This window comes from Bradyrhizobium sp. CCBAU 65884 (assembly GCF_028128835.1).
GTDB classification, from domain to species: Bacteria; Pseudomonadota; Alphaproteobacteria; order Rhizobiales; family Xanthobacteraceae; genus Bradyrhizobium; species Bradyrhizobium ottawaense.
In genome coordinates, this window is record NZ_LBJU01000005.1 from 14,425 (window position 1) to 36,243 (window position 21,819).

Here is a 21,819-nt window from a genome sequence, read left to right on the forward strand (position 1 = left end):
GAGGGTAGTTCTCGGTGGAAACTCTTCACGTGCAGCATCCCGGCCACACTTCTGATTCAGAACGGGATTTTATCGCGTTTTGGGCGTCAGAAGACGAAGGCGGCCGCCCGCTCCAGCCCGGGAAGGACCGGAGCGGCAGCGTCGAACAGGGCCCGATGGCCGAATTCACCATGGGTATGGGTCACGATTATGGCGCGCGGCGGCCTGGATTCGGCCGACACCCCCACCAGACGCCCGCCCTCCTTCAGCTGCCCGAGTAGCGCTTCCGGGCTCACCTCAGTCGCGCCATTGAGGATGATCACGTCATAGGGAGCGGCGGACGGATCGCCGTCGGCGCAGGCCGCAGCCTTGCAGGTGACGTTGGCAAGGTTCAGGGCGGCCTTGGCTTTCGCGGCCAAAGCCGAATCGCATTCGGTGGCGGTGACCTGGCCGGCCAGCTTGGCGGTCAGCGCGGCGAGGTAACCCGTGGCGCAACCGACCACCAGCACGTTGTCGCCCTCGCCGATCTCGGCGGCCTGGAGCAGCTTGCCGGTCAGCTGCGGTTTGATCAGGAACCGCTTTGCAGCGCCTTCGCTCACGTCGAGATCGAGATCGAGATAGGCCAGCGCCTGCCGGTCGGCCGGCACGAAGGCCTCGCGTGGAACCGTGAGCATGGCATCGAGAACACGACGATCGGTGACGTCATTGGTGCGCACCTGGCCATCGACCATTTTGAGGCGCGCGGTCGAGAAACCGGACATTTGCGGACCCTGCAAGGCGGACGATGCCGCGGACGAAATTCGCGGCATCTTTGGAGCATGCACGGCCAAAACGCAACACGGCCGTTAGCCTGCGCAGCTAGGGCATCCGCATGTTACCGCATCAGGGTCGGGACGGATTATTCGATGGCCACCGCGAGGCGGCCGATGAGAGCGGCGACTTCGTCCAGCCGCGCCGAATCGGGCGTCTCGACCGCACGCGCCAGACAGGCGAGGCATTCGTCGTCGCTGAGCTCGGGAATGTCGGCCGGCAGAATCGAGGGGGCCATATGGTCGACCTGGATGTCTGGCATGGGAATCAGCTCCGTTGAGATCCGGCAAACCCAAGGCTCGATTTCAATTGAGTCGATTTGGTGCCACCCGCATGGCGTGACGGCGCCCATGCACACATCTGCTTGAGGATGATTCCGGGCAAGAATCTATGGATGCGCTGCTCAGAGAGCAAAGCAACGACGTCGCGCGCCACATGAGGCCGCGGCCATAAATCATTGAAACTGCGGCAGGATTTGGCTCCCCGGGCTGGATTCGAACCAGCGACCATCCGATTAACAGTCGGATGCTCTACCGCTGAGCTACCGAGGAAAAGGCGAACCAGTCGTTCGCGCGCGGCTGCGTATAACAAAGCCGCTTGCGCTTGCAAAGGACGAATTCGTCATCATCCGCAATGCGCCGGAGGAAGGCTGGGACGCCCCTCCTCCGGGCCGTGTCGGCCAAAGGCTACTCGGCGAGGAACGAGGTGGTCTTGGTGCCGGGATCGTAGCGCAGCCGAAGCGCGGTCATCTTGCAGAGGTTGACGTTTTTCCAGAGCACGGCTTCGTCGTAGTTCTGCCAGTCGACGCGGATGTTCCAGACGCAGCCCTCGTCGTCCTCGTCGAACTCGACATAGGTGCTGGCCTGGTTCTGCAAAACCTTCTCGAGTTCATTGTCCCATTCGTCCAGGCCATCGTCCGGCGCGTTGAAGCCCAGGAATTTGATGGCATAGCCGGTCTCGTTGACGACGGTGACGTTGCGGGCATCGGCCGCGAACGAGGGCATGGCGGCGATCGAAAGGCCGATCGCGATCAGTCCAGACAGAAAATATTTCATATGAAATTCCCCGATCGAAACAGGCTTCAGCGCCTGGCGTCGATCGGCGCAGGCGCCGCGGCAACCAATGTCGTTGCCTTGAAAGGTTCGTCCGGAGTGCGATCGAAAGGTTCAAGACGATCGATCGTCACTCCGGCACGTTGCGCGACGCGAGACGCGCTCAGCCTGTTTATCGATTCGAATTCTCCGCAGCAATGAACGGGCATTCATAGATCGGCGGTGTTCGTCTTCTCGGGTGCCGGAGCCGGCACGGCGGCGCCGTTGCTCTTGCCGGTCACGGCGCCGACCAGCGCCTTCACGGGATCGTCGTCGGGCGCAAAGCCGCTCTGGCGCAGGATCTCGTCGATCATCGGACGCAGCGCATGCACCTTGAGGAGTTCGCCGGCGAGTCCCTCGCCGAAGCCGACATTGCCTCCACCGGCGCCGTTGCCGCCGAAGGCGCCGCCAGTGTGCAGGATACGGACGTCCTTGAGGTTGGCGATCGGCTTGACCATCTCGGCCAGCGCCGACGGCATCGTCTCGATCCGCTTCTTGGCGATCTCGAAGTCGATGACGTTGCTGCCGAGCTTGTTCTGCGCCTCGTTCTTCATGGTGATGACGGCAGCTTCCGCCTCACCGATGTTGCGCACGCCGACGGCCTTGATCTTGTTGGACTCGGCTTCGGCCGTGGCCAGCGTCTTGACGGCCTCGGCGCGATCGAGCGAGGCCTTCTTCTCGGCTTCGGCCGCGACGATCAACTCCGTCGATTTGCGCTCGGCCTCGGTCCGCGCGGCCAGCACCTGGGTGAGACGGGCGCGATCGGCGACCTCGACCGCGCGTGCGGTCACGACTTTTTCCTCCGCGGAGACCGCGATCGCTTCGGCGGTCTTGGCCTCGGCGACGGCTTCAGAGGTCTGCTTGCTCTTGGAGGCGATCTGGATCTCGTTCTCCTGCGTCGCGATCTGGATCTCGCGCTGGGCGTCGGTCTTGCGCTTGTTGATCGCCAGATCCGATTCGATCACCGCGGTTTCCTTGACCTGCTTGGCGCCGGCTTCCTTCTCGGCAACGGCACGGTCGGTATCGATGCGGGCATTCTCCTCGGTGAGGCGCGCGGTCTGCGTCGCGGTTGCGACCTCGGCGCGGGTGCTCGCGGTCTTGTTGGCGATGTCGCGCTCCTGCGACAGCTCGGCTTCCTTCTTGGTGCGCTCGATGCCGAGGGTCTGCTGCCGCGCCTCGAGGTCTTTCTGGGCGATCGCCACCTCGTTGTCGCGCACGATGGCGTTGCGGTCACGCCGGCGCGTCTCGGTGACGGTCTTGAGCTGGGTGAGACCTTCGGCGTCGAAGAAGTTCTCCGGGTTGAAGAACTTGACGTCGGTCTGGTCGAGCTTCGTGAGCGACACGGATTCAAGTTCGAGGCCGTTGGATTTGACGTCGGATTCGACTGTCGCCTGCACATGTTTGACGAAGTCCGAGCGCTTCTCCTGGAGCTCGAGGATGCTCATGGTCGCCGCCACCGAGCGCAGGCCGTCGACGAATTTCGCCTCGACCTGGTTGCGCAGGGCCTCGGCGTCATTGGTCAGCGCGCCCAGCGTCTGGCTTGCAAGCGCGATACTCTCATCGTCGGGGCGGACGCGCACGTAGAATTCGGCGACGATGTCGACGCGCAGCCGATCCTTGGTGATGAGGGATTCCCGCTCCTTGCGTTCCACGGTGAGCCGCAGCGTCTTCAGATTGACGCTGGCATAGGAGTGGAAGATCGGCAGGATCATGGCGCCGCCGTCCAGCACGACCTTCTTGCCGCCGAGGCCGGTGCGCACGAAAGCCTCGTCGCGGGTGGCGCGCTTGTAGAGGATGGTGAAGACGATCCCCAGGACGACGATCAGCGCGACGCCGATCATGGCCGGGACTGCGATGTCGAACATGATGTTCTCCGATGATGACTTGCTAGCTGTTTAGAGTGGGCTTGGAAGGTTTGAGTTCATCGTCGGCCTTGACCGCCACGAAGCGGGTGCCGTCGCGGTCGACCAGCAGGACCATGGTTCCCTGTGGCAGGGGCGATGACGCCGGCGCCGCAACCGCCCAGACGAAATGGCGGTTGCCGTGGACGTCGGCGACGCTGACGCGGCCGGGCGGCCCCTGGTCGAGCGGGCCGATGACGACCTCACCGATGCGGCCGACGAGATCCCCGAGGCCAACGGCATAGCTTTCATCCCTGGGAATGGCCCGCGCGATCGCCCTGCTGGCAGCGCGGACCAGCGGAACCGAGACCGCGACGGCCCCGACCGAGGCGAGCGTTGCCGGCAAGGGCCCCGCAACCATTCGCGCGATGTCCTGGATCAGGAAGCCGGTGATGGAGAAGGCGCCGAGCAGCAGCAGCAGGAAGATCAGAAGCGGCACGCCGCCGACATTGATCCAGGAAATGGCGTTGATCACGCCATTGTCGCTGGGGTGAGCGAAATCGATGTTGGTGCCGAGCATTTCGCTCAGGGAAGCCCCGACCAGCATCGAGACCACTTCGATCGAGCCGACGATGAGGATCATGGCCGCCGCGATCGCGAACGGCCTGACCTCCGGCGACATGACGTGTTCGAGCAGAGCGCTCATGACACGGTACTCAGGAGCGCGACTTCAATCGCGCGAGCCTCGCCGCAATTTCCTTGTCGCGATGCAGCGTGCTGAGCTCGTCGATGTCGCTCGAATAGGGAATACCCGGCGGCACACCGGTGGCGCGTGCCACCGCCCTGCCCGCCCGCAACGCCTTCGCTGCCGCAGAGCCGCCGCCCTGTTTTCGGGATGACGTCGAGGCCTGATGGTTTGCCGCCGCCTCGCTCTTTTCGAGATCGGCACGGCGCTGCTCGGCGTCCTGGAGCGCAGACAGCACCGCGCGCAGCGAGGTGATGCATTGCTCGATCTTCTCGTTGTTCTCGTCGATGGCCCGGGAGAGCACATCGAACTGCGCCTCCAGATCCATCTGCCGCGCGATGCCGGCGCGGGCGAGATCGTCGCGGCTGTCAGCGATCGCGCCCTCGATCTTGGGGGCGAGATCGGCCATCTCACGTTCGATCTCGGTACGGCGCGCGTTGAGGCGATACTCCTCGGCACGCGCAGCGGCCAGCCCGTCGCGCGCTTCGCTCTCGGCCCGCTCGATCTCGCGGATGGCCTGCCCGACCACTTTCAGCTTGTTCTTGCCTTCCGCCTGCTCGATCGCGTCATAGGCGATCCCGGCGATCAGGCGCCCGACCCGGGACAGGAAGTTTTCGGGAGCGGCAGCGATGGTATCCATGGCGTTCTCCTCCTCTGGCAGATTGTTCGGCGTGACGCCGTAGTGAACTTCAAAGCCGTCGTCGGTGCGGATGAGGCGCGCGGGCACGCTTTGCCCCCAGCCCTCGGCATAGCCGGCATAGTCGAAGGGCACGCTGAAGCGTCCCTCGACGGTCGCAATCGAGATGGTGGCCGGCCCCTTGATCTTGGCGAGCTTGTCGTCGAGCGGCAGACGGCGGCCCTGTGCCGCGCGATACTCGGCGCGGTCACGCAGGCCCAGCGTCACCAGGCGCGAAGGCAGCGCGGTCTGTTTGCGGATCGGGTCATAGGCGTGGGCATGCAGCAGGACGACATTGGAGCCGACATTGTGGCTCCGCGCGACCTCATCGAGGATCTCCATCATGCGGTCATAAGCCCTGAACGTCGCCTCCAGCGCGGCCTTGGCGGCCGGATCAGGGGCAAGCCTGTAACGCAGCGCGGACGGCGCGTTTCGGGGCGACTGGCTCATGGAAAGCACTAAAGCACCATTTTGGTGCTTTAGAAAGAGGAGGCGCAATCACGTTTCCCTGACCCTCATGCACGCTACTTATTAGTCGTTGTGCCAGGGACCCACGTTCAAGCCGGGCGTTCACCCCTAGATCACACCCGATCAAGACTTCTTGCACGCGCGGGTTGCAATTTGAAACGAAATGCAGGGAGGGTTCGGCAAGCCGGTTGCGGCTCGCGCAGCCTTCGTGTCCCGGACAAGCTGCAGCCGTCAGCGTTGCGGCGCAGAGCCGGGCCCCGGGAAGCCGCGCACCTTGCTGATGCATGGACCCCGGCTCTGCAGCGCACCGTCGAACCGGACGATGCTTCGCATCGCCGGGGAGACGCTGCGCAGCGTCCGGGGCACGCGAGACTGAGCGCTCCCCCACGCAACGCCTCGCTCCACCAACTTGCAATGTGTAACGCAGACACAGATCCGCATCCTCGCGGCTCACTCTGCCCGAGCTTTGCTCATCTCATCGCCCTCTTTGTCAGAGGGCGCAGGGAAGACCGGGTGCCGGCTGGCACCCGCGGTCCACTGTGCGAAACCTGCGTGACAAGAAGCTGCACAGCGGCATACAGGTGTAGCCAGGACAACCCGGCCTTCCCTGCGCAGTGGTTTGACGGCTTATGTCGTGCTCTCCCCGGGGAGCGTTGCACTATTGCCCCCGTCGCCTTGCGGATGGCTGATGCGCTTGCCCGGTTGAGCAATACACATCACCGCAAGACTTGGCGCACAGACCCCGGGCGCCAGGACGACACGATTTTGCCGTACGCCGATCACACCGGTCGTGTGCGCGAGGTCTTTGCTCACGGCGCTCCGCCCTGCAAAACCCTTCGCGCCGATGTGACCCACGTCCACCGCAGCTCACCCCACGTTTCGTGACGATCGCGATACGCCCCTCTGACCGGGGTGAGGTGGCGGGACAATGCGATAAAACCGAAATTCTGTAAGGGCGAATATTTTCGCCTGCGCGTCTTGCCCCACGGCTAGCGTGTTTTGCCCGTCGGGCAGCGCAACCGCTTGTAGGCTAGGAGCCGGATTGCGCTGCGATCCGATCCGGGTGACGGGAGCTGCGGCCCCCGTTGATCCACAGGCTGTCCGCAGCATATCCACAGGACCGCCATCGCGAATTCGTCAGCCGGCGCGAGCCACTTGCTGCGCACAAATCCACAGGTCCTCAGCCGCCGGCCTGATCGAACACGCTGCGGCAGGCTTCGCTCAGGCTCGAGCGGTTGCGCCGCAGGCACGCCGTGATGGCGCGGACGTTGGGGATTTCGCCGGCGCAGAGCCGGTAGACGTCGGGCGTGCAGGCCCGGCGCTGTTCGGCTGTCCCCTGCGCGTGGGCGGCGGAAGCAAACAGCGTCAGGAACAGCCCGACCGTGGAGGCGCGGCGCGCCCGGCTCTTCACACCCGCAAACCGCAAGAACCTCGCCTTCATGACCAGTCTCCCGTTCCGCCGTGCCCGCTCCAGCCTGCATCGGGCCGGTATGCGAAGGGGTAGGAGAAATAAACCGCCGAGGATGTGATCTCTTTCACATTGCCGGCGCGGCGGAGGAACCTAGAGTTTCCCAGGGGATTTTTTACAAACCGCTAACCAATCGGGACCCGATCGCCGGATCGTTAAAATGCGAACGATCCGCTCAACCGGGTAACAAACCGGCTTTGCGACATTGCGCCGTCCGCGTTCTGCGAGGGTGCGATGAGAAGCGAAGCCGAATTCAACTTGTTGCTGGATGCCGTCCGGGACGCCATGGTCATTGAAGACTTTGCTCCCGCGCCGGAGGAGGAGTTCGTGCCCCGCTCGTGGAGTTTTGACGCGACGCCCAAAGCCGCCAATGACAACGAGGGCGCCTGGCCCCTCCTGCCGTTCCCCGACGGATGGTACGCAGCCTGCTGAGGGCTGCTTTCACGGTGAGCCGTAGCGCCCGCTTTTGCGGGCGTTTTGCCGTCGCCGGAAATCGGGCGGCGCGCCGATCAGGTCTTGACGCGTTCCTCGCCATCCTGCGGCGCCCGGTCGGGTGCGGCCGATGGAAAGATGCTGTCATAGATCGCACGGGCCTCGCGGATGAGGCGGGCCCGCTCCAGCTCGGATTTCGGGACAAATCGGACGATGTCGCCCACGGGTGCTCCAGCGCTCGTTGATGTCGGTCGCATCACTTCGCAGATGCGAAGTCTATGCCAACGGGCGTGAATCGGGGGTTCCAGCGAGCTCCGGACAAACCCGGTGATCGATCCGCCTCTCACGTCGGCAGAACGTTGCGCGCAGCATCAGCGGCGCCGGCGGCGAAATCGAATTATGCTGGGATATCAGAGGGATATGATGGAGGCCACGACCAGAATTGAACTGGTGTACACGGTTTTGCAGACCGTTGCGTAACCACTCCGCCACGTGGCCCCGTAAGGCCGGAGCAATATAGGGGATGAAGGGTTTAGGCAACCGCCTTCGTCCGATTTTGGCTGGAGGCCGCCCCGTCAGGGGGACCTTCGAACCGCTACGCCTTCTTCCCGCCGGACCCCGCCAGATATTGCACGAGAATCGTATCGGTTGCGCCGGCCGCGATGATCTTCCCCTGCTCCAGCAGGATCGCCCGGTTGCAGGTGCTCTGGATCAGCTCGATGTCATGCGAGGCGAGCACCAGGATGCCGGCGCGGGCGACGATCTCATCCAATCGCTGCCGCGCCTTCTTGCGGAATTGCTGGTCGCCGACGCCGATCCATTCGTCGAGCAGCACGATCTCGCCCTCGACCGCGGTTGCGACCGCAAAGATCAGGCGCAGCATCATGCCGCTGGAATAGGTGCGCAGCGGCAGGTCGAGCCGGTCGCCGAGCTCGGTGAACTCGGCAATCTCCGCCCGCCGCGCGTCGATCTCGGCGCGCCGCGCGCCGATCACGAGCCCGCGCCGCATGATGTTCTCGTAACCGGTCGCTTCCTCGTCGAAGCCGGCCTGCAAATCGAACAGCGACAGGCAGCGGCCGCGCACGTCGATGCTGCCCGCCGTCGGATGATAGATGCCGGCGAGAACCCGCAGCAGCGTGGTCTTGCCGGCACCATTGGCGCCGATGATGGCGAGGCGGTCGCCGGCGCGGATATCGAGGCTGACCTCGTTCAACGCCGTGATGAGGTGCGAGACCGCCGCCTTCCGGCGCAGCGTCACGGCGCCGACGAACCGGCTGCGCAGCGAGCGGTCGCGAAACGACAGCACCGGAAACGTGACCGAGACGTCGCGTAGCACGATGTGGGCCGTGGGGGTCATGCGCATCACAGCCAATACGCCACGCGATGGCGGTATTTTGCGTAGCAGCCGAGGCCGATGACGGCCACGACGATCGCATAGAGGGCCCCTAACAGCCATTGCTCCGCATCGGTCGGCTGCGACAACAGCGGCCGCCGCACCAGATCGAGCAGCGTCGCGAACGGATTGACCCGCGTCAGCCAGTGAAACGCGGTGCCGCGCGCGCTGTCCTCGGTCCAGATGATCGGCGTGAGAAAGAAGACGAATTGCAGGCCGCTGACGATCGCCGAACCAATGTCGCGAAAACGCGCGCAGAGCATGCCGAGTGCGACCGAGCCGCCGAGCAGCGCGAGGAACAGGATAGCAAACCCGGGCAGCGCGAGCAGCATGCTCCAGTGCAGCGGCCAGGGCATCACGACATAGAGCAGCACGACGATCACCAAATGATGCGCGAAGATGAGGACGTTGCGCGCGATCATCTGGAGGATATGAACGATCAGCGGCGCCGGCACCGCCTTGATGAGATGGCCGGACGCCACGAAGATGTTGGAGCCCTCCTGGAGCGTCGTGGCGATCAGGGTCCAGACGATCAGGCCGACCGCGAAGGACGGCAGGAAGGTGGCGATGTCCTGCCTGAACAGCGCCGCATAGACGGTGCCGACACTTGCGATCGTCGCGGCCAGCGTCAGCGTGATCCAGAGGGGGCCGATCACGGTCCTGCGGTAGCGCAGCGAAATGTCCATCAGCGCGAGCGTGCCCCAACGATCGGGCCGCGCCGCCTGTGCCAGAATTTCCTTTGCTGCGAGCTGAATACGACTGCCCCTCAGGTTCTCGCTCTCCGATGCCGCAACAGGAGAGCAGATCGCAACCGGTGTCGGCCGATCGTCTCTAGACGCCCGGCCCTCGCGGTGCAATCGACCGTACAGATGAACTAGGCCGAAGTCAGGCTCGTTTGCGCCGCCGGAAGTCGCGCCGGCCCTTCGGGGCAGGCTTGGGCGCCAATTCCGGCATCTCGGCCTGGACCTCGCGGTAGCGTGTTAACAGGCGTTCAAAGCTCGCATTCAGCGTCTCGGCGATGTCAGGACGCCGCTCGAGCCCGGCGAGAATCGTCGCCGCAGCCTCGATCGTGGAGAGCCCGTCCTTGCGCGGCTCCTTGCGCAGACGCCCATAGCGCGAGGGATGCGCCGGGTTGAGGATCACGCGCTGGCATTTGAGCATCCAGGGATTGCGCCACCACAGCGCCTTGGCCTGGCTCCAGGTGCCGTCGAGCAGCACGATTCCTTCGAGCTTGCCGAGGATTCCGCGCTGGTTCTCCGCGACCTCGCCCTTGCGGTTGAGCGCGACGATCTCGCCTTCCGCTTCGAGATCGGCGGCGCGGGCCGAGCCGAGATAGAGCACGGCCCAATGCGAGGCGTTCTCGACCGGCCGTCCCAGCGCCTTGGACAGGCTCGGCCAGGACAGGCCGACCCGCACCGTGGCATCGGCAAAATGCCGGGCCAGCAGCCGCGCGGTGCCGAGCGCCCTGTCCTGCTCCTGCGGATGCTGCAGGATCAGGAGCCCGAGGCGGCTCTTTTCAATCGGCGTGACGCTGTCGCAGATGCACAGCGGCATCGGCTTCTGGCAATGCGGGCACTCGGGGATCGGATCGGCGGCGGCAATATCTGGCGGGTTCGACATGGGCGCCGCTATACGCTTGATGCGGCGCTTCAACAACCTATTCCGCCGGCGCAGGCACCGGACGCGGCTCCGACCGCCGCCGCAGGCGGTCGATCAAGAGGTAGATCACGGGCGTGGTGTAGAGCGTCAGGATCTGCGAGACGAACAGGCCGCCGATGATGGTGATGCCGAGCGGACGGCGCAGCTCGGTGCCGGGGCCGGTCGCGACCACGAGCGGAATGCCGGCGAACAGCGCCGCCATGGTCGTCATCAGGATCGGGCGGAAGCGCGCCTGGCAGGCCTCGAAGATCGCCTCCGCCGAGGACAGGCCGCGCTGGCGCTCGGCGTCGAGCGCGAAATCCACCATCATGATGCCGTTCTTCTTGACGATGCCGATCAACAGGATGATGCCGACGAAGGCGATCACCGTCAGCGGCGTGTTGGTGAGCTGCAGGGCGAGCAGCGCACCGAGCCCGGCCGAGGGCAGCGTCGAGATGATCGTGAGCGGATGGGCGAGGCTCTCATAGAGCACCCCGAGCACGATATACATCGCCACCAGCGCGCCGAGGATCAGCAGCGGCTGGCGGCCGCTGGTCTTGGCGAAGTCGCCGGCGTTGCCGTCGAAGCTGCCGCGGATGCCCTCGGGCATATGCAGCTCCTCGACCGCGCGCTGGATGTTCTGGGTCGCCGCCTGAAGCTGCACGTCCGGCAGCAGGTTGAACGACACCGTGGTCGAGGGAAACGACTGCGAGTGATAGACCGCGAGCGCGGCCAACCCGCGCGTCGCGTGCACCACGGCCGACAGCGGCACCTGCGCATCGCCGGCGCCGGCGACGTAGATGCGCTCGAGGTTGGAGGGATCGACCTGGAACTTCGGATCGATCTCCAACACGGTCATGTACTGGTTGCGCTGGGTGTAGATGATCGAGATCTGCCGCTGAGAAAAGGCGTTGTTCAGCGCATTATCGATATCCTGGACCCTGACGCCGAGCGCCGAGGCCTTCTGGCGATCGATCGCGAGCGTGAGCTGAAGCCCGCCGGGATCGCGGTCGCTGGAGATGTCGGTGATGCCCTCGACGCTCTCCATGCGCTTGGCCACGATCGGCGCCCATTTCTGCAGCAGGCCGAGGTCGGTGCTGGTCAGCGTGTACTGGTAGTCGGAATCGCTCTGCCGCCCGCCGGCGCGGACGTCCTGGGCGGCGAACATGAAGAGGCGGATGCCGGGCACGGGATACAGCGCGCGCCTCAGACGGTCGATCACGACCTGCGTCGAGACGTGGTCGCGCTCCTCCGGCGGCTTCAGGCTGATATACATCACGCCGCGGTTCGAGGTCGCTCCCCCCGGCCCGCCTCCGGCGCCGACGGTCGAGCCGATGCCGGCCACGGCCGGGTCCTGCATCACGATGTCGGCGAGCCGCTGCTGCAGGCCGAGCATCGACTGGAACGAGATGTCGGCCGAGGCGCGCGTCGCTCCGATCACGAAGCCGGAATCGTCGGTCGGGAAATAGCCCTTGGGGACCTTGATGTAGAGCGTCACGGTGAGACCGATGGTGGCGAAGAACACCAGCAGCGTCGCCAGCGGGTAGTCCAGCACGGTGCGCAAGGTTCGGGCGTAAAAGGCGACGATGCGCGTCAGCGAGCCCTCGATGATGCGGTCGAACAGCGTCGCCGTGCCGGACGTAGCCTGCCGGATGTAATGGGCGCAGATCATCGGCGTGACCGTGAGCGACACCAGCGTCGAGACCAGGATGGCGAAGGTCAGCGTCAGCGAGAATTCGCGCAAGAGGCGGCCGACGATGCCGTCCATGAAGATCAGCGGCGTGAACGCCGCGATCAGCGACAGGCTGATCGAGACCACCGTGAAGCCGATCTGCCTCGCGCCCTCCAGCGCCGCCCGGAACGGCCGCATGCCGTGCTCGAGATTGCGATACATGTTCTCGATCATGACGATGGCGTCGTCGACCACGAAACCGACCGAGATCGCGAGCGCCATCAGCGACAGATTGTCGATCGAGAAGCCCGCGACCCACATGCCGGCGCAGGTTCCGGCCAGCGCCAGCGGCACCGAGATGCCGGCCGCGATCGTCGGCGTCAGCCTGCGCAGGAACACGAACACCACGACCATCACCAGGACCGCGGTCGCCAGCAACGTCCATTGCATGTCGAGCACGCTGGCGCGGATCGTCCCGGTGCGGTCGACCAGGGTGGAGATCTCGACGCCGGCCGGAATCCACTGCTTCAGCTGGGGGACCAGCGCCTTTACCCTGTCGACGGTATCGATGACGTTGGCATCGCCCTGCTTGGTGATCTGGATCAGCACCGCCGGCTGCTTGTTGAACCAGGCGATCGAGCGCGCGTTTCGGACGGAATCCTCGATGTCGGCGACGTCGGACAGCCGCACGAAATTGCCGTTGGCGCTCTTGATGACGATGTCGCGGAACTCTTTCGCCGTGCGCATCTGCTTATTGAGGGCCAGCGTCTCGCTCTGGCGCTCGCCGTTGAAGATGCCGACGGGGCCGAGCGGGTTGGCGTTGACGATCGCGGTCCTGACGTCGTCGGTGGCGATGCCGGCGTTCGACAGCGCGACGGGGTTGAGCTGGACCCGCACGGCCGGCTGGTCGGCGCCTGATACCGTGACGTCACCGACTCCAGGCACCTGCGAGATGCGCTGCGCCAGCACCGTGTCGGCGACGTCGTAAATCGCGCTGGCGGATAGCGTCTTGGAGGTCAGCGCCAGCACGAAGACGGGCGCGCCGGCGGTGTTGGCCTTGCGGAAGCGCGGCAGCGTCGGCAGGTCGCTCGGCAAGTCGACCATCGCGGCGTTGATCGCTGCCTGCACGTCGCGCGCGGCCTTGTCGATGTTGCGGCCGATGTCGAACTGGAGCTGGATGCTGGTATTGCCGAGCGTCGAGGTCGAGGTGATCTGGTTGATGCCCGAGATCTCGCCGAGCCGCCGCTCCAGGGGTGAAGCCACCGTGGCCGCCATCACCGACGGGTCGGCGCCGGGCCGGCTGGCCGAGACGAAGATGGCGGGAAAGTCGACGTTCGGGACCGAGGCGACGGGAAGGAAATCGTAGGCGACCACACCCAGCAGGAACAACCCGATCGACAGCAGCGTGGTGGCAACCGGGCGGCGGATGAAGGGCTCCGAGATCGATGCCATCACTGCATCCCCTCGGTCGCGCCCGCGACCGGTGGTCCGCCGGATTCGGCGGGCGGCAGCGCCTGCTCGAGGCGGCGGTTGATGCGGTCGAGCGCGAGGTAGATCACGGGCGTGGTGTAGAGCGTCAGCAATTGGCTGAGCAGCAGGCCGCCGATGATGGAGATGCCGAGCGGAAAGCGCAGCTCGGCGCCGGTGCCGCTCTCGATCGCCAGCGGCAAGGCGCCGAACAGCGCCGCCAGCGTCGTCATCATGATCGGACGGAAGCGCAACAGGCAGGCCTGCACGATCGCCTCGTTGGGCGACATGCCCTGCCCGCGTTCGGCCTCGAGCGCGAAGTCGATCATCATGATCGCGTTCTTCTTGACGATGCCCATCAGCAGGATGATGCCGATCAGGCCGATCACCGAGAGGTCCTGCCCGCACAGCACCAGCGCCAGGATCGCCCCGACGCCGGCCGAGGGCAGCGTCGACAGGATCGTGATCGGGTGGATGTAGCTCTCATAGAGCACGCCGAGCACGATGTAGATCGTGATCACGGCCGCGAGCAGCAGCCAGGGTTGTCCCGCCAGCGCCTTGGCGAACTCGGCGGCATCGCCGGCATAGACGCCGACGATGCTGTTGGGCATTTCGATCCGGGTCTCGATCGCTTTGACGGCGTCGACGGCATCGCCGAGCGCGGCGCCCGGCGCGAGGTTGAAGCTGAGCGACACGGACGGGAATTGCGCCTGGTGCGAGATCGCGAGCGGCGCGGTGGTGCGCTTCAGCGTCGCCACGGCCGACAGCGGCACCTGGGCGTTGGGCGCGCCGGCGGTCGCGCTCGCGGCGCCCGGCAGATAGAGTTTTGAAAGGATCGAGGGATCGCGCTGGTACATCGGCAGCGCCTCGAGCACCACGCGGTACTGGTTGGCCTGGCCGTAGATGGTCGAGATCTGGCGCTGCGCGAAGGCGTCGTTGAGCGTATCGGTGATGCCTTGCAGGCTGACGCCGAGCTGGCCCGCGCGGGTGCGATCGACGTCGAGTTGCGCCCGCAATCCGCCCTCCTGCGCCTCCGAGGAGACGTCGCGGAACAGGGGATCGCGCCGCATCTCCGTGACCAGCTTGCGCGCCCATTCCGACACCAGCGCCGCATCGGTGCCGGTCAGCGTGTACTGGTATTGCGAGCGGCTCGACTGGGTCGAGATCTGCACGTCCTGCACCGGCTGGAAATAGACGGTCATGCCGGGAATGCCCGCCACCCGCTGCTTCAGCCGGGTCACGACCACGCTGACATCGTCCCGCCGCTCGCCGCGCGGCTTCAAGGTCATGACGAGACGGCCGACATTGGTGGTCGGATTGACCGAGCCAGCGCCGATCACCGAGACCACGCCGACCACGTCAGGGTCCGCCTTGATGGTGTCGGCGACCTCGCCCTGCCGCTTCTGCATCTCGGCAAACGACACGTCCGGCCCGGCCTCCGTCACCGCCGTGATCGAGGCGGTGTCCTGCAGCGGCAGGAAGCCTTTTGGGGCAACGACGTAGAGGACGAGGGTCGCAATCAGCGTGGCGAAGGTCACGACCAGCGTAGTCCGCTGGTGCTGCAAAACCACCAGCAGCGTCCGGTGATAGGCCTCGACGGTGCGGTCGATGAAGCGGCTGATGGCGGCGAGGCCCGGCACCGCCAGCTCCTCATGGGCGTGCTTGAGCAGGCGCGAGCACATCATCGGCGTCAGCGTCAGCGAGACCACGGCCGAGGTCACAACCGCGATCGTCAAGGTCAGCGCGAATTCGCGGAACATGCGCCCGACGAGTCCGGACATGAACAGCAGCGGGATGAACACCGCGATCAGCGACACCGTCAGCGAGATCACGGTGAAGCCGATCTCGCTGGCGCCCTTCAGCGAGGCCTCCATCGGCCCGTCGCCGTTCTCCATGTGGCGGACGATATTCTCGATCATGACGATGGCGTCGTCGACGACGAAGCCGGTGCCGATCGTGAGCGCCATCAGCGACAGATTGTCGAGGCTGAAGCCGGCGAAATACATGATGCCGAAGCTGGTGATCAGCGACAGCGGCAGCGCCACGCCGGCGATCAGGGTCGCCCGCAGCGAGCGCAGGAACAGCAGCACCACCAGCGTCACCAGCACGACACTGAGGACCAGCGTGAACTGCACGTCGTGGACCGAGGCGCGGATCGTCACGGTGCGGTCGGAGACGATGGTGAGGTTCACACCGGCCGGGATCGCGCGCTGCACTTTGGGGATTTCGGCGCGGATCTGGCTGACGACGTCGATGACGTTGGCGCCGGGCTGGCGCTGGATGTCGATGATGACGGCGGGCGTGCCCTGGTACCAGCCGCCGGTGCGGTCGTTCTCGAGGCCATCGACGATCTGCGCGACGTCGGCGATGGTGACCGGCGAGCCGTTGCGGTAGGCGATGATGACGGGCTTGTAGGCGTCGGCGGCGGCGATCTGGTCGTTGGCCGCGATGATGTAGGATTGCTGCGCGCCGTCGAGCGAGCCTTTCGGCCCGGAGACGTTGGCATTGGCGATTGCGGTGCGCAGATCTTCCATGGCGATGCCGTAGGCGGCAAGCCGCGCCAGATCGGCCTGGATGCGCACGGCCGGTTTCAGCCCGCCGAGCACCGAGACCCGTCCGACGCCGGAGATCTGGCTCAGCCGTTGCGCCAGAAGCGTGTCGGCGATGTCGCTCATCGCCCGCAGCGAGATGGTGTCGGAGCGCAGCGCCAGCGTCATCACTGGCGCGTCCGCCGGGTTCACCTTGGCGTAGGTCGGCGGATACGGCAGCGTCTTGGGCAGCACGCCCGCCGCGGCGTTGATCGCGGCCTGCACGTCCTGGGTCGCACCGTCGATGTCGCGGTTGAGATCGAACTGCAGCGAGATCTGGCTGACGCCGAACGAGCTGGTCGAGTTCATCGCCGACAGCGACGGGATCTGCCCGAGCTGCCGCTCCAAGGGCGCCGTGATCAGCGAGGCGATCACGTCGGGGCTCGCGCCCGGAAGCTGCGTCGTCACCTGCACGGTCGGGAAATCGACCTGCGGCAGCGCCGAGACCGGCAGCGCGAAATAGCCCAGCAGCCCGCCGATCAGCAGCGCGATGCCGAGCAGCGAGGTCGCGATCGGACGGCGGATGAAGGGTTCGGAGACACCCATGGGATCTGCCTGCCGCTTCAAGCGGCTGTTGTCGGGATCATGGCTGCTTGGCTCCACTTCCCGATGCCCCCGGACCTGGAGCCGGCCCGGTCTGTCCTTTTTGGTCGCCTTCGCTGCTCTTGCGCTTGGCGCGGAACTCGTCGTCCTTACCCTGTCCGTCCTTCTGGTGCTCCTTCTGCCCTTCCTCGGCACCATCCTTCTTCTGGGCGTCGGGCCCGCGCGAGCGCTTGCGCGGGGCAAGATCAGCCGACGGGGTCTGGTCGTCGCGGCCGACGGTCACCTTGGAGCCGTCGGACAGATTGGCAAAGCCCGTGGTGACGACCCTGTCGGTCGCCGACAGGCCGCTGGCGATCACGGCGTCATGCTCGTTCTGCTGGGTCACCGTCACGGGCTTGGCCGAGACGATATTGTCCTCGCCGATGACATAGCTGAACGTTCCGATCGGGCCGCGCTGCACGGCTGATGTCGGCACCACCAGCGCCTGCATCAGCGTCTCGACCTTGAGACGGACATTGACGAACTGGCCCGGCCAGAGCTGGTAGTTGGCGTTGGGAAATTCCGCCTTGAGCTTGAGCGTGCCGGTGGTCTGGTCGACCTGGTTGTCGATGCCGGTGAGCTTGCCGGTATCGATCACGGTGATGCCGTCATTGCCGAACACGTCGACCGCGAGCGTGCCCTTGGCGGCCGCGGCGTTGACGCGCATGATCTGTTGCTGCGGCAGGCTGAACCACACCGCGATCGGCTGCAATTGCGTGATCACCACGAGGCCCGTGGTGTCGGAGGCGTGGATGATGTTGCCCTGATCGACCTGGCGCAGGCCGGCTCGCCCCGAGAGCGGCGCCACGATCTTGGTGTAGCTCAGCGTCGCCGACGCGTTGTCGATCGCAGCCTGGTCGGCCTTGACCAGCGCCTCGGTCTGCGCGACCAGCGCGCGCTGGGTGTCGGCCTGCTGCTTGGAGCCGGCGTTGGAGGCAGCGAGCTGCTCGTACCGCGTCAGGTCGATGCGCTGGTTGGCGAGCTGGGCCTGATCCTGCGCCTTCTTGGCGACCGCCTGGTCGTAGGTGGCCTGATAGAGCGCAGGATCGATTTCGCCGAGCACGTCGCCCTTCTTGACGTCCTGGCCCTCGGTGAAGTTCACGGCGATCAGCTTGCCGTCGACCTGCGAGCGCACGGTCACGGTGTTGAGCGCGCGGATCGCGCCGACGCCGTCGAGATAGACCGGAACGTCCTGAACGCGGGGCGTGGCCGCGAGCACGGGCACCGGCAGATCGAGCCTCTGGTTGTTGCGGTTGTTGGCCTGCTGCTGATGCGTGGCAGTCCAGCCGAGATAGAACAGGCCGCCGAGGATCGCGAGCGTGATCAGGGTCATGATGAAGCCGCGGCCGCGCGACTTCTTCGCCGTCCCCTCCTTCGCGTCCTTCGTATCCGGCTTAAAGAGCATTGACCGGTTTCTCCATTCGCGGCTCCCAGCCGCCGCCGAGCGCCTGATACAGGCTGACGATGGCGAGCAAGCGGGCCAGTTGCGCCTGTGACAGCGCGTCTTCCGCCTGGAACAGGGTCAATTGAGTGTTGAGCACGGTCACGATGTCGGCGGTGCCGGCGCGCAATTGCTGCTCGGAGAGATCGAAGGCGCGGCGCGAGGCGACGACGACGTCGCGCTGCAATTGCAGCTTGATCGTGGTTTGCTTGATCGAGAACAGCGCATTGTCGACGTCGGCAAACGACTGGATGATGGTCTTGCGGTAGGTCTGGAGCAATTCGTCCTGCCGCGCCTTGGCGAACTCGAAATTGCCGAGGATCTTGCCGCCGTCGAAGATCGGCTGCGTGGCGCTGCCGACGAGCTGGAAGAAGGCTGCATGGGGCTGGAACAGCGAGACCAAGGCCGAGCTCTGATAGCCGCCATTGCCGGTGAGCTGAATGGTCGGAAAGAACTGAGCACGGGCATTGCCGATATTCGCCGTCGCCGAGGCGAGCTGCGCCTCCTGCCGGCGGATGTCGGGCCGCTGCGTCAGGAGCTCCGACGGCAGGCCGGGCGTCACGCGCGGGATTGCGATCCGGTCCAGCGAGCCGCCGAGCACGCGCACGCTCTCCGGCGGGCGCGAGACCAGCACGGCGAGCGCGTTGACGTTCTGATCCAGCGTCTGGCGCAGCGGCGGCACCAGGGCCTTCTGGTTGGCAAGCACGCTTTCCTGCTGGGCGACGTCGAGATCGGTGCCGGTGCCGGCCTTGCGCCGCTCCCTGACCGCATCGAGGATGCGCTGCGCGCTCGCAATGTTGCGCTGTGAGGTCCTGATGCGATCCTGCGAGGCCAGCACCTGGAAATAGGCATTGGCGACGGCCGCCAGCGTCGTTAGCGCGACCGTGTCGCGATCGAAGCGGTTGGCGTTCGCGGTCTCCTCCGCTGTCTGCAGCGCGTCGCGATTCTGGCCCCAGAAGTCGAGCTGGTAGCTCGCGCTCAGCGATGCCGAGTAATTGACGACCTCGCGCCCGCCGATGGAGAGACCGGACGCGCTGGAGCCCGAAGTGCGCGAATAGGTTTCCGATCCGCCTGTCGACACGCTCGGCAGCAGCGCCGCACCCGCCTGCCGCGCCTGGGCGTCGGCCTGGACGATGCGCGCAACGGCGGCGGCGATGTCGAGGTTCACGGTCTGCGCCTCCTCCATCAGCTGCGTCAGCTCCGCGGAGCGGAACCCGCGCCACCAATCCAGTGACGGCGGCGCATCACCCTTGCCCGCATATTTGTACTGCGTGGGAACGTCGAGGGCGGGATCGGGAAGGTCCTGGGTCAGCACGCAAGCACCCGAACCGGCGGCAAGGCACAACACCGCAATCCAGCGCGCCGCGCGCAGCGTCCGGGATGCAGAACCTTCAGACCGCCGCATGGCGATCGCAGGAACATCCTCTGTCACATCCATCCCCCGCCGGGCAGATCGAACCGCCGCGCAGCCGGATTAGCCGATTCGCGGCGGGGCAGTCGGGGGGCTTTGGACAACTCGTTCACAGCGGCGGTGCTTTCTGCGGAACCTCGAAAATCATACTAGCCGTGCGCTGACCAGCGGGACAGTCCCGCAGTTGCGAGATGGCCACGCCAATCAGGTGCGATCGAGCCGATATGAATTCGAAAGGTGACTGTCTCGCAGGGATTTCTCTCATTCTGAAACATTGGGATACGCGATCAAGCTTACCAAGATTTCATGTGTTATTGCTGCCACAGTGGCATCTGAGCCTTTCCATCCGACCGCACCAGCCCCGCGCGGCGTCGGTTCAGTCGTGCGCTCCGGCCGCTCCATCTCACCTGGCCTTCAATTCCCGAAAGGGAGCCATCCCTCGTGCAGATATGATTTCGGCCATCCAGACCATCCACGTCCCTCGGGTTTCGGCTGATCTCACCCTTGGAAAAAAGCGGTCGTGAAGCGGCTGGTGGCGACCGTCATCTTCCGTGCTCTGGCGGAGTTCAGCCATTTCCTCCTATCGATATCTCGCCGCGTGGCCGAACACATCATCGCCGGCCTCGCTTCTCGAGAATATCGCTGTTTGGACAGGCGCTTCAGCCGGTTTCGCCGCAGCGCAAAAGCCTTCCCCTTTGGCCTCCCAAGCACTAGGTTCTGACCAACCAGATCAACCCCCTTGGTAGCGATTTCCCCGACATGACCATTCGAAATGACGTTGTCGAAGCCATCGGCAACACCCCGCTGATCAAGCTGAAGCGCGCCTCGGAACTGACCGGCTGCACCATTCTCGGCAAGGCCGAGTTCATGAATCCCGGCCAGTCGGTCAAGGATCGCGCCGGCAAATGGATGATCCTGGAGGCCGAGAAGCGCGGCGAGCTCAAGCCCGGTGGTCTCGTGGTGGAAGCGACCGCCGGCAATACCGGCATTGGCCTTGCGGTCGTCGCGAGCGCCCGCGGCTACCGCACCCTGATCGTGATCCCGGAGACGCAGAGCCAGGAGAAGAAGGATTTCCTGAAGCTGTGCGGCGCCGAGCTGATCGAGGTGCCGGCCCTGCCCTACGCCAATCCCAACAACTACCAGCATGTCGGTCGCCGTCTTGCTGACGAGCTGCGCAAGACCGAGCCGAACGGCGTGCTGTTCGCCGATCAGTGGAACAACCTCGACAATGCCAAGGCGCATTACGAGTCCACGGGCCCCGAAATCTGGGAGCAGAGCGGCGGTAAGGTCGACGGCTTTGTCTGCTCGGTCGGCAGCGGGGGCACGCTGGCTGGTGTCAGCCGTTACTTGAAAGAGAAGAACAAGAACGTGCGGATCGCATGCGCCGATCCGCACGGCGCCGGCATGTATGAATACTTCAGGACCGGCGATCCCAAGGCGACGCCGGGTGGCTCGATCACCGAGGGCATCGGCCTCAACCGGGCGACCGCCATCGTGGAGACCGCGAAGGTCGATGATGCCTATCTCATTCCCGATGCCGAAGCCGTCGGCGTGATCTACGAGCTGCTGCAGCACGAGGGCCTGTGCCTCGGCGGCTCGACCGGTGTCAACATCGTGGGCGCAATACGCCTCGCCAAGCAGCTCGGGCCCGGCAAGACCATCGTCACCGTGCTGTGCGATTCCGGCAGCCGTTATCAGTCGAAGCTGTTCAACGCGGACTTCATGCGCGCCAAGAACCTGCCGGTGCCGGAATGGTTGGAGAAGCGCAGCAACATCAAGCCACCCTTCGTGTGATCGTCACGCGCCCCCTCGGGTCGGGGACGCGGGTCCACAACGTCAGCGCCGTTCGGCCGGTTTACGCGACCTCGCCGCGTTCCGAGGCCCCGGCACAATAGTCGCGCCAGAACTGGCGGTAGCCCTCCTCGACCCTGCGCGTGTAGATCGCGACATTGCCGGCCGCCGAGGCTGCGATCCGAGCCGGCAGGCCCGCGCGCAACTTCGCGAGATACTCGGGCTGCGAGGCAAATTTGCGGGCGATCTCGACATAGCCGTCGTCATCCTCGGCGACCCAGTCGTCAAGCCCGACCGCCGCCACGATGGCACCGCCGGCGCGCGAG

16 protein-coding genes, 2 tRNA genes and 2 pseudogenes are annotated in these 21,819 nt (G+C 65.3%); 2 read left to right on the forward strand and 18 right to left on the reverse strand.

Features of this window, described 5'->3' with window-relative positions; genetic code table 11:
- Positions 1 to 86: 86 nt before the first annotated feature.
- From XI03_RS00235 to XI03_RS00270, 8 genes are all read right to left on the reverse strand, one after another.
- Positions 87 to 740, reverse strand: coding sequence for a protein-L-isoaspartate O-methyltransferase family protein (locus tag XI03_RS00235; protein WP_271590979.1), 654 nt, complete (start codon positions 738 to 740; stop codon positions 87 to 89).
- A 137-nt stretch (positions 741 to 877) separates the two neighbouring features.
- Entirely contained in the window at positions 878 to 1,051 is a 174-nt protein-coding gene (locus XI03_RS00240) for a hypothetical protein (protein WP_018320416.1), read from the reverse strand.
- Positions 1,052 to 1,265: 214 nt separating this feature from the next.
- Positions 1,266 to 1,340 (reverse strand) — tRNA-Asn (locus tag XI03_RS00245).
- Positions 1,341 to 1,475: 135 nt separating this feature from the next.
- Complete coding sequence (locus tag XI03_RS00250) at positions 1,476 to 1,844, reverse strand: hypothetical protein (RefSeq protein ID WP_028144697.1); 369 nt, start codon at positions 1,842 to 1,844, stop codon at positions 1,476 to 1,478.
- 206 nt (positions 1,845 to 2,050) lie between these two features.
- A complete protein-coding gene (locus XI03_RS00255) occupies positions 2,051 to 3,745 on the reverse strand; it encodes a flotillin family protein (RefSeq protein WP_028144698.1) in 1,695 nt (564 codons plus the stop codon).
- A 22-nt stretch (positions 3,746 to 3,767) separates the two neighbouring features.
- Positions 3,768 to 4,427, reverse strand: coding sequence for an OB-fold-containig protein (locus XI03_RS00260; RefSeq protein WP_028144699.1), 660 nt, complete (start codon positions 4,425 to 4,427; stop codon positions 3,768 to 3,770).
- Positions 4,428 to 4,437: 10 nt separating this feature from the next.
- On the reverse strand, positions 4,438 to 5,601 hold the full coding sequence (locus XI03_RS00265; RefSeq protein ID WP_271590980.1) for a PspA/IM30 family protein: 1,164 nt from the start codon (positions 5,599 to 5,601) through the stop codon (positions 4,438 to 4,440).
- Positions 5,602 to 6,790: 1,189 nt separating this feature from the next.
- Positions 6,791 to 7,051 (reverse strand): hypothetical protein, encoded by a 261-nt coding sequence (locus XI03_RS00270; protein ID WP_015686208.1) that lies wholly within the window; start codon positions 7,049 to 7,051, stop codon positions 6,791 to 6,793.
- Between the two features lie 261 nt (positions 7,052 to 7,312).
- Here XI03_RS00270 and XI03_RS00275 point away from each other — a divergent pair, with 261 nt between their 5' ends.
- Positions 7,313 to 7,510, forward strand: coding sequence for a hypothetical protein (locus tag XI03_RS00275; protein WP_028144701.1), 198 nt, complete (start codon positions 7,313 to 7,315; stop codon positions 7,508 to 7,510).
- A gap of 77 nt (positions 7,511 to 7,587) precedes the next feature.
- Here XI03_RS00275 and XI03_RS00280 read toward each other — a convergent pair whose 3' ends face one another.
- The 9 genes and pseudogenes from XI03_RS00280 to XI03_RS00320 all read right to left on the reverse strand — a co-directional run bounded on the left by XI03_RS00280 (position 7,588) and on the right by XI03_RS00320 (position 19,729).
- Entirely contained in the window at positions 7,588 to 7,734 is a 147-nt protein-coding gene (locus tag XI03_RS00280; protein ID WP_162832223.1) for a hypothetical protein, read from the reverse strand.
- Between the two features lie 200 nt (positions 7,735 to 7,934).
- Positions 7,935 to 8,008 (reverse strand) — tRNA-Cys (locus XI03_RS00285).
- Positions 8,009 to 8,105: 97 nt separating this feature from the next.
- Positions 8,106 to 8,711: pseudogene (locus tag XI03_RS00290) on the reverse strand (ABC transporter ATP-binding protein); the annotation flags it as partial.
- Between the two features lie 161 nt (positions 8,712 to 8,872).
- The gene (locus XI03_RS00295; RefSeq protein WP_028144703.1) at positions 8,873 to 9,589 is read right to left on the reverse strand and encodes an ABC transporter permease; all 717 of its coding nucleotides are present in this window, start codon (positions 9,587 to 9,589) and stop codon (positions 8,873 to 8,875) included.
- 199 nt (positions 9,590 to 9,788) lie between these two features.
- Positions 9,789 to 10,523, reverse strand: a complete 735-nt coding sequence (locus XI03_RS00300; RefSeq protein WP_028144704.1) for a tRNA-uridine aminocarboxypropyltransferase — start codon at positions 10,521 to 10,523, stop codon at positions 9,789 to 9,791.
- 37 nt (positions 10,524 to 10,560) lie between these two features.
- On the reverse strand, positions 10,561 to 13,665 hold the full coding sequence (locus XI03_RS00305) for an efflux RND transporter permease subunit (RefSeq protein ID WP_271590982.1): 3,105 nt from the start codon (positions 13,663 to 13,665) through the stop codon (positions 10,561 to 10,563).
- Positions 13,665 to 16,814 carry an efflux RND transporter permease subunit gene (locus tag XI03_RS00310; RefSeq protein ID WP_038946732.1) on the reverse strand — a complete coding sequence of 1,050 codons (3,150 nt, stop codon included), beginning with the start codon at positions 16,812 to 16,814 and terminating at the stop codon, positions 13,665 to 13,667. The genes XI03_RS00305 and XI03_RS00310 overlap by 1 nt, the downstream gene beginning before the upstream one ends.
- Before the next feature lie 37 nt (positions 16,815 to 16,851).
- Complete coding sequence (locus XI03_RS00315; protein WP_271590983.1) at positions 16,852 to 18,255, reverse strand: efflux RND transporter periplasmic adaptor subunit; 1,404 nt, start codon at positions 18,253 to 18,255, stop codon at positions 16,852 to 16,854.
- Entirely contained in the window at positions 18,245 to 19,729 is a 1,485-nt protein-coding gene (locus XI03_RS00320) for an efflux transporter outer membrane subunit (protein ID WP_085968199.1), read from the reverse strand. Before XI03_RS00320 ends, XI03_RS00315 begins: the two co-directional genes overlap by 11 nt.
- Positions 19,730 to 20,461: 732 nt before the next feature.
- Between XI03_RS00320 and XI03_RS00325 the strand changes: the two genes are divergently transcribed.
- Positions 20,462 to 21,496 (forward strand): cysteine synthase A, encoded by a 1,035-nt coding sequence (locus XI03_RS00325; RefSeq protein WP_028144709.1) that lies wholly within the window; start codon positions 20,462 to 20,464, stop codon positions 21,494 to 21,496.
- A 61-nt stretch (positions 21,497 to 21,557) separates the two neighbouring features.
- Here the strand turns inward: XI03_RS00325 and XI03_RS00330 are convergent.
- Positions 21,558 to 21,819: pseudogene (locus tag XI03_RS00330) on the reverse strand (tetratricopeptide repeat protein); the annotation flags it as partial.